At 59.2% G+C, this 12,580-nt stretch carries 15 protein-coding genes and 1 pseudogene; 9 read left to right on the forward strand and 7 right to left on the reverse strand.

The annotated features are described in order from the left end of the window. Positions 1–12 precede the first annotated feature (12 nt). From rimO to tsaA, 6 genes are all read left to right on the forward strand, one after another. Complete coding sequence (gene rimO, locus ACIOWE_RS09385) at positions 13–1,350, forward strand: 30S ribosomal protein S12 methylthiotransferase RimO (protein ID WP_401390187.1); 1,338 nt, start codon at positions 13–15, stop codon at positions 1,348–1,350. A 214-nt stretch (positions 1,351–1,564) separates the two neighbouring features. Further along, positions 1,565–2,038 (forward strand): GNAT family N-acetyltransferase, encoded by a 474-nt coding sequence (locus tag ACIOWE_RS09390; RefSeq protein WP_401390189.1) that lies wholly within the window; start codon positions 1,565–1,567, stop codon positions 2,036–2,038. 189 nt (positions 2,039–2,227) lie between these two features. After that, the gene (locus tag ACIOWE_RS09395) at positions 2,228–2,938 is read left to right on the forward strand and encodes an rRNA pseudouridine synthase (RefSeq protein WP_401390192.1); all 711 of its coding nucleotides are present in this window, start codon (positions 2,228–2,230) and stop codon (positions 2,936–2,938) included. Between the two features lie 70 nt (positions 2,939–3,008). Continuing rightward, complete coding sequence (locus ACIOWE_RS09400) at positions 3,009–3,476, forward strand: DUF1456 family protein (protein ID WP_103302962.1); 468 nt, start codon at positions 3,009–3,011, stop codon at positions 3,474–3,476. 168 nt (positions 3,477–3,644) lie between these two features. Continuing rightward, positions 3,645–4,415, forward strand: a complete 771-nt coding sequence (locus ACIOWE_RS09405) for an SDR family oxidoreductase (RefSeq protein ID WP_201234966.1) — start codon at positions 3,645–3,647, stop codon at positions 4,413–4,415. A 160-nt stretch (positions 4,416–4,575) separates the two neighbouring features. Continuing rightward, a complete protein-coding gene (gene tsaA, locus ACIOWE_RS09410) occupies positions 4,576–5,283 on the forward strand; it encodes a tRNA (N6-threonylcarbamoyladenosine(37)-N6)-methyltransferase TrmO (protein WP_401390335.1) in 708 nt (235 codons plus the stop codon). Between the two features lie 81 nt (positions 5,284–5,364). Here tsaA and fpr read toward each other — a convergent pair whose 3' ends face one another. Continuing rightward, entirely contained in the window at positions 5,365–6,144 is a 780-nt protein-coding gene (gene fpr, locus ACIOWE_RS09415) for a ferredoxin-NADP reductase (protein WP_002554680.1), read from the reverse strand. Between the two features lie 142 nt (positions 6,145–6,286). On the opposite strand from fpr, the gene ACIOWE_RS09420 reads away from it, so the two are divergent. Continuing rightward, positions 6,287–7,213, forward strand: a complete 927-nt coding sequence (locus ACIOWE_RS09420; protein ID WP_201234968.1) for a LysR family transcriptional regulator — start codon at positions 6,287–6,289, stop codon at positions 7,211–7,213. Here the strand turns inward: ACIOWE_RS09420 and ACIOWE_RS09425 are convergent. The 3 genes from ACIOWE_RS09425 to ACIOWE_RS09435 all read right to left on the reverse strand — a co-directional run bounded on the left by ACIOWE_RS09425 (position 7,210) and on the right by ACIOWE_RS09435 (position 9,268). After that, entirely contained in the window at positions 7,210–7,572 is a 363-nt protein-coding gene (locus ACIOWE_RS09425; RefSeq protein ID WP_042557932.1) for a diacylglycerol kinase, read from the reverse strand. The genes ACIOWE_RS09420 and ACIOWE_RS09425 overlap by 4 nt on opposite strands. A 74-nt stretch (positions 7,573–7,646) precedes the next feature. Beyond that, positions 7,647–8,297, reverse strand: a complete 651-nt coding sequence (gene erdR, locus ACIOWE_RS09430; RefSeq protein WP_103302966.1) for a response regulator transcription factor ErdR — start codon at positions 8,295–8,297, stop codon at positions 7,647–7,649. A gap of 224 nt (positions 8,298–8,521) precedes the next feature. After that, complete coding sequence (locus tag ACIOWE_RS09435; RefSeq protein WP_401390197.1) at positions 8,522–9,268, reverse strand: tRNA-uridine aminocarboxypropyltransferase; 747 nt, start codon at positions 9,266–9,268, stop codon at positions 8,522–8,524. A 189-nt stretch (positions 9,269–9,457) separates the two neighbouring features. On the opposite strand from ACIOWE_RS09435, the gene ACIOWE_RS09440 reads away from it, so the two are divergent. Continuing rightward, positions 9,458–9,883: a PA3611 family quorum-sensing-regulated virulence factor gene (locus ACIOWE_RS09440; RefSeq protein WP_007908738.1), complete on the forward strand. Its 426-nt coding sequence runs from the start codon at positions 9,458–9,460 to the stop codon at positions 9,881–9,883. Here ACIOWE_RS09440 and ACIOWE_RS09445 read toward each other — a convergent pair whose 3' ends face one another. After that, the gene (locus ACIOWE_RS09445; protein ID WP_008077170.1) at positions 9,884–10,078 is read right to left on the reverse strand and encodes a hypothetical protein; all 195 of its coding nucleotides are present in this window, start codon (positions 10,076–10,078) and stop codon (positions 9,884–9,886) included. 348 nt (positions 10,079–10,426) lie between these two features. Between ACIOWE_RS09445 and ACIOWE_RS09450 the strand changes: the two genes are divergently transcribed. After that, positions 10,427–11,545: a TIGR00730 family Rossman fold protein gene (locus ACIOWE_RS09450; RefSeq protein ID WP_401390200.1), complete on the forward strand. Its 1,119-nt coding sequence runs from the start codon at positions 10,427–10,429 to the stop codon at positions 11,543–11,545. Positions 11,546–11,601: 56 nt separating this feature from the next. Here ACIOWE_RS09450 and recX read toward each other — a convergent pair whose 3' ends face one another. Both recX and ACIOWE_RS09460 read right to left on the reverse strand, forming a co-directional pair. Next, positions 11,602–12,069, reverse strand: coding sequence for a recombination regulator RecX (recX, locus tag ACIOWE_RS09455; RefSeq protein ID WP_103302971.1), 468 nt, complete (start codon positions 12,067–12,069; stop codon positions 11,602–11,604). A 9-nt stretch (positions 12,070–12,078) separates the two neighbouring features. Beyond that, positions 12,079–12,580, reverse strand: a pseudogene (locus tag ACIOWE_RS09460) (DNA recombination/repair protein RecA); the annotation flags it as partial.

Below are 12,580 nucleotides of genomic sequence, written 5' to 3' on the forward strand. Positions count from 1 at the left end.
CCGAGGTTAGACATGTCCACCACTCCTGCGCCGGCCAATCCAAAGGTTGGCTTTGTATCTCTGGGTTGCCCGAAAGCACTGGTCGACTCCGAGCGCATCCTGACCCAGCTGCGCATGGAAGGCTATGACGTGGTGTCCACCTATCAGGACGCCGACGTGGTTGTGGTCAACACCTGCGGTTTCATCGATTCGGCCAAGGCTGAGTCGCTGGAAGTGATCGGCGAAGCGATCAAGGAAAACGGCAAGGTGATCGTCACCGGTTGCATGGGCGTGGAAGAAGGCAATATCCGCGACGTGCACCCGAGCGTGCTGGCCGTGACCGGTCCGCAGCAGTACGAGCAAGTGGTCAACGCCGTGCACGAAGTCGTGCCGCCGCGTCAGGATCACAACCCGCTGATCGACCTGGTGCCGCCGCAAGGCATCAAGCTGACTCCGCGCCACTACGCCTACCTGAAGATTTCCGAAGGCTGCAACCACAGCTGCTCCTTCTGCATCATTCCGTCGATGCGCGGCAAACTGGTCAGCCGTCCGGTTGGCGACGTGCTCGACGAAGCGCAGCGTCTGGTCAAATCCGGCGTTAAAGAGCTGCTGGTGATCTCGCAAGACACCAGCGCCTACGGCGTTGACGTGAAATACCGCACCGGTTTCTGGAACGGCGCGCCGGTGAAAACCCGCATGACCGAGCTGTGTGAAGCGCTCAGCACCCTCGGCGTCTGGGTCCGCTTGCACTACGTTTACCCGTACCCGCACGTTGACGAGCTGATCCCGCTGATGGCCGCCGGCAAGATCCTGCCGTACCTGGACATCCCGTTCCAGCACGCCAGCCCGAAAGTGCTGAAGTCGATGAAACGCCCGGCGTTCGAAGACAAGACCCTGGCACGCATCAAGAACTGGCGCGAAATCTGCCCGGACCTGATCATCCGTTCGACCTTTATCGTCGGCTTCCCGGGCGAAACCGAAGAAGACTTCCAGTACCTGCTGAACTGGCTGACCGAAGCCCAACTCGACCGCGTCGGCTGCTTCCAGTACTCGCCGGTAGACGGCGCTCCAGCCAATGATCTGGATCTGGAAGTCGTGCCGGACGACATCAAGCAGGACCGTTGGGAGCGCTTCATGGCGCACCAGCAAGCAATCAGCTCGGCGCGCCTGCAAATGCGCATCGGCCGTGAAATCGAAGTGCTGGTGGACGAAGTCGACGAGCAAGGCGCGGTCGGCCGCTGCTTCTTCGACGCCCCGGAGATCGATGGCAACGTGTTTATCGACAACGGCAGCAACCTGAAGCCGGGCGACAAGGTCTGGTGCAAGGTGACCGACGCTGACGAATACGACCTGTGGGCTGAGCAGATCTAAGCCCGAACATCCTGTAGGAGCTGCCGCAGGCTGCGATCTGTTGATCTTGATCTGAAAAAACAGATCAAAAGATCGCAGTCTCGTTTCACTCGTCAGCTCCTACAGGGATTCGGCAACGTGCTGAATTCAAAAGCCTCGCTCGATGCGGGGCTTTTTTACAGCTATCGTTTAGCGGGGGACGGACTCCCTTGAAACGGACAAGAGGCAGACGGGCATGCGTCACCATTCGGTCATCCACACGCCGAAACTCAGCGATTACCAGGAACTGACCCGGGTCTGGGAGGCCTCGGTTCGCGCGACCCATGATTTTCTGCCGGACAGCTATATCGAGCTGCTGCGCAATCTGGTGCTGACCCGCTATCTGGATGCGGTGATGCTGATCTGCACCAAGGACGCCAACCAGTGCATCACCGGGTTTGCCGGTGTCGCGGCGGGCAAGATCGAGATGCTGTTCATCGACCCCGACCATCGTGGCCAGGGTTTGGGCAAGAAGCTGCTGAACTACGCCATGCAGCACCTCAACGCCGATGAACTGGACGTCAACGAACAGAACCCGCAAGCGCTGGGCTTTTACTTCAAGCAAGGATTTGAGGTGATCGGCCGCTCGGAGGTGGATGGCATGGGCCAGCCGTATCCGCTGCTGCACATGCGTTTGCGCCAAAACCAACAACGCTCACAACACGGCTGACACAGCATAAAACCCTGTGGGAGCTGGCTTGCCAGCGATGCAGCCGCTGCGGTCTGCGAGAAATACCGCGGTGATGCCATCGCTGGCAAGCCAGCTCCCACAGGTAAAGCAACTGCCCTGTAAATGGAACCGGGCTTAACCGGCGCCACACAGGTACAATGCCCACCCCTTTTTTGTTACGGCCCTGTCATGACTGACCCGATTCGCCTCTCCAAACGCCTCATCGAACTGGTGGGTTGCTCCCGCCGCGAGGCCGAGCTGTTCATCGAGGGCGGCTGGGTCACCGTGGACGGCGAAGTCATCGACGAGCCGCAGTTCAAGGTCGGCGACCAGAAAGTCGAGCTCGACAAGGACGCCAAGGCCACCGCGCCGGAGCCGGTGACCATCCTGCTCAACGTGCCGGCCGGCATGGACGTTGAAAGCGCCATGCAGTCGCTGAGCGCCGAAACCCTCAGCGAAGAGCACCGTTTCAGCAAGCGCCCTCTACGTGGGCATTTCTTGCGTCTGACCGCCAGCGCCGACCTGCAAGCCAAGGCCAGCGGTCTGCTGGTGTTCACCCAGGACTGGAAGATCCTGCGCAAGCTCATCGCTGATGCGACCAAGATCGAGCAGGAATACATCGTTGAAGTCGAGGGTGACATGGTCGCTCACGGTCTCAACCGCCTGCAGCACGGTCTGACCCACAAGGGCAAGGAGCTGCCGCCGGTCAAGGCCAGTTGGCAGAACGAAAACCGCCTGCGCTTCGCCATGAAAAATCCGCAGCCGGGAATCATCGCCCAGTTCTGCGAAGCGGTCGGCCTCAAGGTCGTCGGCATCCGCCGTATCCGCATCGGCGGCGTCTCGATCGGCAAGGTCCCGGTCGGCCAATGGCGCTACCTGTCCAGCAAAGAGAAGTTCTAAGGCTTCCACTGCCGCCACACATTTCGGCAGCGCGCCTGCGCGCTGCCCACAACGCATCAGGATTACCGACATGATTCACAACGACGTACTGCGCAGCGTGCGCTACATGCTCGACATCAGCGACAAGAAAGTCGTCGAGATCATCAAACTTGGCGGCATGGACGTAACGCTCGCTGACGTGATCACCTGGCTCGACAAGAAAGAAGAAGACGAGGAAGGTTTCGTTCGTTGCCCGGACGAAGTCATCGCGCATTTCCTCGACGGTCTGGTGATCTTCAAGCGTGGCAAGGACGAAAGCCGTCCGCCGCAGCCAATCGAAGTGCCGGTGACCAACAACATCATCCTGAAAAAGCTGCGCGTGGCCTTCGAACTGAAGGAAGACGACATGCACGCGATCCTCAAGGCTGCCGAGTTTCCGGTGTCCAAGCCTGAGCTGAGCGCGCTGTTCCGCAAGGTCGGCCACACCAACTACCGTCCGTGTGGCGACCAGTTGCTGCGCAACTTCCTCAAGGGGCTCACGCTGCGCGTGAGAGCGTAAAAGCAACTGAGAGCTACAAGCGGCAAGTTGCCACACCGCGTTAACTTGCCGCTTGTAGCTTGCAACTCGAAGCTGGCCGCATGGCCCTCCATTCCTTTCGAAAATAGTGGCTCCGCTTTTCGCGGCTGACGACTAGGGTGTACTGATCCCTAATCCTCAGGACTCGCCATGCTCCCGTATTTCTCCCTGCAAGGCCGCACCGCTCTGGTGACCGGCGGCACCCGTGGTATCGGCAAAATGATCGCCAAGGCCTATGTCGAGGCTGGTGCGCGTGTTTATGTGTGCTCGCGCGACGCGGAAGCCTGTCATCAGACGGCCGAAGAACTCAGCGCTTTGGGCATCTGTCATGGCGTGGCGGCGAATCTGGCGACCGAAGAAGGTGTACAGGAACTGGCCGCACGCCTGGGCGAACAGATCACTCATCTGGATATTCTGGTGAACAACGCCGGCACTACCTGGGGGGCGCCGCTGGAGAGTTACCCGGTGAAAGGCTGGGAGAAAGTCATGCAGCTCAACGTAACCTCCGTGTTCACCTGCATTCAGCAGTTTCTGCCGTTACTGCGCAAGGCCGGTTCGGCAGCCAATCCCGCACGGATTATCAACATAGGTTCGGTGGCGGGGATCTCATCCTTTGGCGAACAGGCGTATGCCTATGGGCCAAGCAAAGCCGCGCTGCACCAGCTGTCGCGAATTCTGGCGCGCGAGTTGGTGAGCCAGCACATCAACGTCAACGTGATCGCACCGGGACGGTTTCCGAGCAAGATGACTCAACACATTGGTAATGATCAGCAGGCGTTGGCTGAGGATACGGCGCTGATCCCGATGAAACGCTGGGGGCGGGAGGAAGAGATGGCGGCGTTGGCGATCAGCCTGGCGAGTACCGCTGGCGCCTACATGACCGGGAATATCATTCCGCTGGATGGTGGGTTCAGTCTCTGAAATCGGCGGCGCGGCCTTCGCGAGCAGGCTCGCTCCTACAGGGATTTTGTGCACGCCTTAGATCCACTGTGGGAGCGAGCCTGCTCGCGAAGAGGCCAGCTTTGCCACCAGCAGACTTGGGAGCTGGCGGGTTATCATGCCCACCCTGCCCCCGCTTCGAATGCACACCATGACTTACAGCGTCTCCCCCATCGGCTTCGTCCGCTCCTGCTTCAAGGAAAAGTTCGCCATCCCGCGCCAGCCGCAACTGGCCCCCGCCGCCCGTGGCGTGCTGGAACTGGTGGCGCCGTTCGATCAGGGCGATGCGGTGCAGGGTCTGAAGCAGGTCAGTCATGTCTGGCTGCTGTTCCTGTTCCATCAGGCGCTGGAAGAAAAGCCGCGGCTGAAAGTGCGCCCGCCCCGCCTCGGCGGCAACAAGTCCATGGGGGTGTTCGCCACTCGCGCCACCCATCGGCCAAACGGCATCGGCCAATCGGTGGTGAAACTGGACAAGGTTGAAGCCAATCGCCTGTTTATCTCCGGTATCGACCTGCTCGACGGCACACCGATTCTCGATATCAAACCCTACGTGCCTTACGCCGACATCATCGCCAGCGCCTCCAACAGCATCGCCAGCGCCGCGCCGCAGTTGATCGACGTGCAGTGGACGGACACAGCGCTGCAACAGGCGCACGCACACGCTCAGCGCCTGGACGAGCCGCTGGTCGAGCTGATCGAACAGTGTCTGGCGCAGGACCCGCGCCCGGCGTATCAAACCCCGGCGCCGGAACGTGAATACGGCGCACAGTTCTGGGACCTCGACGTACGCTGGCATTACCCGACACCCGAGCAGATCCGCGTCCTCGAAGTGATCCCCGCAAAAGCCTGAACCTGGTCCCTGCAAGGGAATGTTTCGGACATAAAAAAGCCCCCATTGCCTGAGCAGGCAATGGGGGCTTTCCAGTGGGGCTTACTTTTCGACGAATGCGCGCTCGATCAGGTAGTCACCCGGCTCGCGCATACGCGGCGAAACGGTCAGGCCGAAGCTGTTGAGTACTTCGCTGGTCTCGTCGAGCATGCTCGGGCTGCCGCACAACATGGCGCGGTCGTCCTGCGGGTTGATCGGCGGCAGGCCGATGTCGCTGAACAGTTTGCCGCTGCGCATCAGGTCGGTGAGGCGACCTTCGTTCTCGAACGGTTCGCGAGTAACGGTCGGGTAGTAAATCAACTTGTCACGCAGCGCTTCGCCGAAGAACTCGTTCTGCGGCAGGTGCTCGGTGATGAATTCGCGGTAAGCGACTTCGTTCACGTAGCGTACGCCGTGGCACAGGATGACTTTTTCGAAACGCTCGTAGGTTTCCGGATCCTGAATCACGCTCATGAACGGTGCCAGACCGGTACCGGTGCTGAGCAGGTAAAGGTGTTTGCCAGGCTTCAGGTCGTCCAGCACCAGCGTGCCCGTAGGCTTTTTGCTGATGATGATCTCGTCGCCTTCCTTCAGGTGCTGCAACTGCGAAGTCAGCGGGCCATCAGGCACCTTGATGCTGAAGAACTCCAGATGCTCTTCCCAGTTCGGGCTGGCAATCGAGTAAGCGCGCATAAGCGGGCGGCCGTTTGGCTGCTGCAGGCCGATCATCACGAACTGCCCGTTCTCGAAGCGCAGGCCCGGATCGCGGGTGCACTTGAAGCTGAACAGGGTATCGTTCCAGTGATGAACACTGAGGACACGCTCGTGGTTCATGTTGCTCATGTACGTTTGACTCCTGGATATTGGCTCTGCGCTTGCTCTAGGCTGAATAAATGCCGATGGTGCGCAATTGCATCGCATTCTAATAGCGCCGACAATATCTGTTAACTGGATTATTAAGATAAGGGTTATCGGTTATATCGATATGCGATTTACTCTCCGTCAACTGCAAGTCTTCGTCGCCGTCGCCCAGCAGGAAAGCGTGTCCCGTGCTGCGGGTCTGCTCAACCTCTCGCAATCGGCGGCCAGCACCTCTATCACCGAGCTTGAGCGCCAGTCCAGCTGCCAACTGTTCGACCGTGCCGGCAAACGGCTGAGCCTCAATGCCCTCGGCAAACAGCTGTTGCCACAGGCGGTGGCCCTGCTCGATCAGGCGAAGGAAATCGAAGACCTGCTCAACGGCAAATCCGGTTTCGGCTCACTGTCGGTGGGCGCCACCCTGACGATCGGCAACTATCTGGCGACCCTGCTGATCGGCGGTTTCATGCAGCGCCATCCGGAGAGCCAGGTGAAGCTGCATGTACAGAACACTGCCAACATCGTGCAACAAGTCGCCCACTACGAAATTGATCTGGGTCTAATCGAAGGTGATTGCAGCCATCCGGACATCGAAGTGCAGAGCTGGGTCGAGGATGAGTTGGTGGTGTTCTGCGCGCCGCAGCATCCACTGGCCAAACGTGGCAGTGCGACCATGGAGGAGTTGACGCATGAAGCGTGGATTCTGCGCGAACAGGGTTCCGGCACGCGCCTGACCTTCGATCAGGCCATGCGTCATCACCGCAGTGCGCTGAATATCCGTCTGGAACTGGAACACACCGAAGCGATCAAGCGCGCGGTGGAATCAGGACTGGGGATTGGCTGCATCTCGCGGCTGGCGCTGCGTGACGCCTTCCGCCGCGGCAGTCTGGTGGCGGTGGAGACGCCGGATCTGGATCTGGCGCGCCAGTTCTACTTCATCTGGCACAAGCAGAAGTACCAGACCTCGGCCATGCGCGAGTTTCTCGATCTGTGCCGCGCCTTCACCGCCGGGGTGCAGCGCAGCGACGAGATCGTTTTGCCGACGATCGCTTAAAGCAGAATCACCGCCCACACCAAAGCAATCATGCTCAGCGCGACGAACTGCGCGGCGCTGCCCATGTCCTTGGCGTTCTTCGACAGTGGGTGCAGTTCCAGCGAAATGCGGTCAATGGCCGCTTCCACTGCCGAGTTCAGCAACTCGACGATCAGCGCCAGCAGACACACGGCGATCAACAGCGCCTGTTCGACACGGCTGACATTCAGAAAGAACGTCAGCGGAACCAGCACCACATTGAGCAGTACCAGTTGGCGGAACGCCGCTTCGCCGGTGAAGGCTGCGCGCAGGCCATCCAGCGAATAGCCGGAAGCGTTGAGGATGCGTTTCAGGCCGGTCTGGCCCTTGAAAGGTGACATAAAGTAGAAACCAACCAAAAAGGAGTGGGAAAGCTAGATCAACAAAAGTCAAAAAAGCGTGAAGACGCCAGCCATTATTGGCTCGGAATTGACTCAAGTTGTTGCAGAAGCAATGCCGCCTGCGTGCGGGTGCGCACATTCAGCTTGCGGAAGATCGCCGTAACGTGGGCCTTGATGGTCGCTTCCGACACGCTCAGCTCATAAGCAATCTGCTTGTTGAGCAAGCCTTCGCAGACCATGGTCAGTACGCGAAATTGCTGTGGCGTCAGGCTCGCCAGGCCATCGCTGGCAGCTTTGGCTTCGTCGGAAACGGCAACCGCTTCGAACGCCTGGGGCGGCCAAAACACATCGCCATCGAGCACTTTGCGCACCGCTTCCTGAATCACGCTCAGGTCGCTGGACTTGGGAATAAAGCCACTGGCCCCGAATTCGCGGGACTTGACCATCACCGAAGCTTCTTCCTGCGCCGAGACCATCACCACCGGGATCTGCGGGTATTGCCCGCGCAACATCACCAGCCCGGAAAACCCGAAAGCGCCGGGCATGTTCAGATCCAGTAATACCAGATCCCAGTCAGCCTTTTCGGTCAGACGAGTTTCCAGTTCGGCGATGCTCGCCACTTCCACCAATCGCACATTTGGGCCAAGGCCCAGCGTCACTGCTTGATGCAGTGCGCTGCGAAACAGGGGGTGATCATCGGCAATCAGGATGTCGTATGTGGCCATTTTTCAAATGATCCTGTTTTTGATGGCAGACCCGGTGCATTCGGGTCTGGCCAAAGCAACTCAAGATGCGCCTTTCAAGCAGCATCCACAGGGGCACGTTCAACGCCAATAACCAGCAAACACAGCGTTTCAAAACCTTGGCCGCACCCTAATCGGCGCCAAGCATGCCCAGCGAAGTCGGGGTGGTCAAGCAACACGGCCGCCGCTGCGTACAGTATGGGCCACTATTGGGCCAACTCCGGCTGCGGCTTTCGTATATAGGGCAGTAACTCGGCGTGGGCCGGCGTCGACTCATTCATGTCCAGTTGCTGCTTGGCACCGAGGTAATGCTGGCTGAACACATCGAAATAGGCGTCCAGCGCCGACGCGGCATCACTGTCACCTGCCAGTTCCAGACACAACGCGGCGACCTCGGCGGTGCACAGGTGCTCGCTGCGGGTCGAACGCCGCAAGCGGTAGCGCGAGACTTTATCGGGCAGCAGACTGAGAATCGGCAAACGATCGAAGTACGGGCTTTTGCGGAAGATCTTGCGTGCTTCGGTCCAGGTCGCGTCCAGGAGAATGAACAATGGGCGCTTAGTGCTTTCGGGCGCGACCGTGTTGGTCACCCGCGAAGGCTCGACGTATTCGCCCGGGAACACCAGATACGGTTGCCATTGCGGGTCGTTGAGCAGCGCCAGCATCTGCGGATCAGGCTCGGTGCGCGACCAGATGAACGCGTGGTTATCGCGCACCACATCGGCAATCAGCCAACCGGTGTTGCTCGGCTTGAACACTTCCTTGCCGGTCATGATCAGGCACACGCCAGAGCGGGTTTCGACGCTCGGCCGCCAGGCGCACAGGCAATGACTGATGATCACCCGGCAGTCGCGGCAACGCTCGGAGCGAAAGCCCCGGGCCTGAATCGGCTTGATGCCCTCATCCTCGCGCTGGTCGCGCAGACGGGCTACGGCGTTGGGGGCATGATTCATCGCGGGCAAGACCGGCAGACAGGAAAACTCGACACGAACAGCACTCGGCAAGGCAATAAAGGCCGGCAGTTTACCAGAGCGACGGGCACAAGCCTGTACCGTCCAGACCGGCTCCCCTATAATTCGCCGCCACTGAACGCACAGCCCCGTGGCTGGTCGAACCACCAGTCACCGAATCAGGAGAGTTTCATGCTGCGCCTTATCGTCCCCACCGCTGCCATTCTGCTGGCGTCGTCCTTCACCGCTCAGGCTGCATCCCTGAGTGAGCAGAATCTGAACCGAGAGCTGCGCAACGTCGCCGCCCAGAGCAGCGTCGGCACACCACGGGCGATCAATGAAGACATTCTTGATCAGGGCTACACCGTTGAAGGCACTCAGTTGATCAACCACCTGAGTGTGCAAAAGAGCCACGCCGACAAAATGCGCGCCGATCCCAAAGCCGTGTATTTCCAGCTGGGGGCCTCGGTCTGCAACAACCCGTCGTACCGCAAGCTGATGGCCAAGGGCGCGATCATGCGCTACGACTTCACTGAAGTGAAAACCAATAAAGCGATCGGCTCCGCCAGCTATCAGGAATCGGATTGCCCGAAAGCGGCCCCGGCGAAGAAAAAGTAATCATCGCGAATTGGCGCGCCGCTGTTCATCCTCGGCGCGCAGTTCGGCCAACAAGGCCTGTAGATAGTGCGAACGGCGCTCGCCGCCCGCCAGTCGCCGGCAGCACTCCTCCTCGAGACTGACATGATTGGTCTCGGCTGATGCCTTCAACATTCGATACAGCTGCGTATCGATCTCCAGAATCACTCTGGCCATGTGTCCCGCCTCCTTGCCACCCGCAAATCCTTGAATTGCGCGCACCTTGCGTACGGTTGACGTGAAATTGTCGTACGGCGCCTGTAAATCAGTTAATCAGAGGGTTTGGCGGTCGGTGCACGTTCTGACGAGCGGTGATGTCACTGGCCAAAAAAACAATAAGCGATTGCCAGCCAGGACTTTGCAGCGCAATGATCGAGTCAGCGCAACAGCTCGCAAGGGTCTAGATTCAAAGTATTCCGATCAGTTGTTCGCGGCAGGAAAAGGAACTGCCGATTGTGTGTTTTTTGCAGCGCGGCACTGGCGCCGCTCGTCAGGGCCACCGCTCTGTGCAGAAGGAGACGTTGAATGCCTTACCAACCGAATGACCTGCTCAGCCGTCATTTTCAGGAAAGCGGTCCCGACCTCATCAGCCAGGTCGAAGCACAACTCAACCGTGTTTCCCCCAACAGCCCGAACATTCCCATCTACCGCGACATGATCCTCACCGTGCTGCGCATGGCTCAGGAAGACCACAATCGCTGGAACGCCAAGATCACCCTGCAAGCCCTGCGCGAACTGGAGCAGGCATTTCGGGTGCTGGAACAATTCAAGGGCCGACGCAAAGTCACGGTGTTCGGCTCGGCGCGCACCCCAGTCGAACATCCGCTGTACGCCATGGCCCGTGAACTCGGCGCCGCGCTGGCGCGCTCGGACATGATGGTCATCACCGGTGCCGGTGGCGGCATCATGGCCGCCGCCCATGAAGGTGCTGGCCGCGATCACAGCCTTGGGTTCAACATCACCCTGCCCTTCGAGCAGCATGCCAACCCGACTGTGGATGGCACCGCCAATCTGCTGCCCTTCCACTTCTTCTTCACCCGCAAGTTGTTCTTCGTCAAAGAAGCTGACGCACTGGTGCTGTGCCCGGGCGGTTTCGGCACACTGGATGAAGCACTGGAAGTGCTGACGCTGATTCAGACCGGTAAAAGTCCACTGGTGCCGGTGGTATTGCTGGACACACCGGGTGGCACCTTCTGGCAGGGCGCGATGGACTTCATCCGCCAGCAACTGGAGGAAAACCACTACATCCTGCCGACCGACATGCAGTTGATGCGGCTGGTCTACACCGTCGAGGAGGCGGTAGAGCAGATCAACCAGTTCTACAGCAACTTCCACTCCAGCCGCTGGCTCAAGGGGCAATTCGTGATTCGCATGAATCACAAGCTCAGTGACCAGGCCTTGGAGCAGACGCAGGAGACCTTTGCCGATTTATGCCTGAGCGACCACTTTCATCAACACGCCTACAGCGGCGAAGAGCACGATGACGCGAAGTTCAGCCATCTGGCGCGTTTGGCCTTTGCCTTCAATGCCCGCAATCACGGGCGTTTGAGGGAGCTGGTCGATTACATCAACGTGCCGGAAAACTGGGCTCATTCCAAACCGCAAACCGCGCAACGCAGTCGAGAGCCGTCGAAGGTCATTTAAAACGCAAAAAAAAACGGCCCGCTATTTTCATAGCGGGCCGTTTTTATTGAATCGTCTTAATCGTCCATGCCTCTGCCGCTGAACAAGCGGTTGATCATCTCCATCGAAAACCCCCGATAGGCCAGGAAACGGCCCTGCTTGGCCCGCTCCTTTGCATCGATGGGCAAATGCCCGGAGAACTTCCGCTGCCACGTTTCCTGGAGTTGCTCCTGCCAACTGATGCCGCTCTCGCGCAGGGCGAGTTCGATATCAGCACGTTGCAAACCGCGCTGGCTCAGTTCCTCGCGAATCCGCAGAGGACCGTAACCAGAGCGGGCACGGTAGGAAACAAAGCTTTCAAGGTAACGGGCTTCGGAAAGCAGCCCTTCTTCCGTCAAACGGTCGAGGGCTGTTTCGATCATCTCCGCCTCAGCGCCACGCTGACGCAGTTTACGCGTCAGCTCGACCCGACCATGCTCGCGACGTGCGAGCAGGTCCATGGCGGTTCGCCGCACCGCGACGAGGGTATCAAGTACGAGTGTCATTCAGAGACTTCAAGCGTCGATGTCGGCCTCAGCCATATCGTCGATCTTGTCCCGGGTCGCCGAAGCCTTGACGTCTGCTGCTGGTGCCAGCAGCTTGTCACGCAGTTGCTTCTCGAGCTTGGCAGCGATTTCTGGATTGTCTGCCAGGAACTTGGCCGAGTTCGCCTTGCCCTGACCAATCTTGGTGCCTTCGTAGGCATACCAGGCGCCGGACTTCTCGACGAAACCGTGCAGCACGCCCAAGTCGATCATCTCGCCGTTGAGGTAGATGCCCTTGCCGTAAAGAATCTGGAACTCGGCCTGACGGAACGGCGAAGCCACCTTGTTCTTCACAACCTTGACGCGGGTTTCGCTGCCGACCACTTCGTCACCTTCTTTCACCGCGCCGGTACGGCGGATGTCGAGACGGACCGAAGCGTAGAACTTCAACGCGTTACCACCGGTGGTGGTTTCCGGGCTACCGAACATCACACCGATCTTCATGCGGATCTGGTTGATGAATATCAACAGC

The sequence above is a fragment of the Pseudomonas sp. NPDC087598 genome (genome assembly GCF_044743525.1).
Taxonomy (GTDB): Bacteria; Pseudomonadota; Gammaproteobacteria; order Pseudomonadales; family Pseudomonadaceae; genus Aquipseudomonas.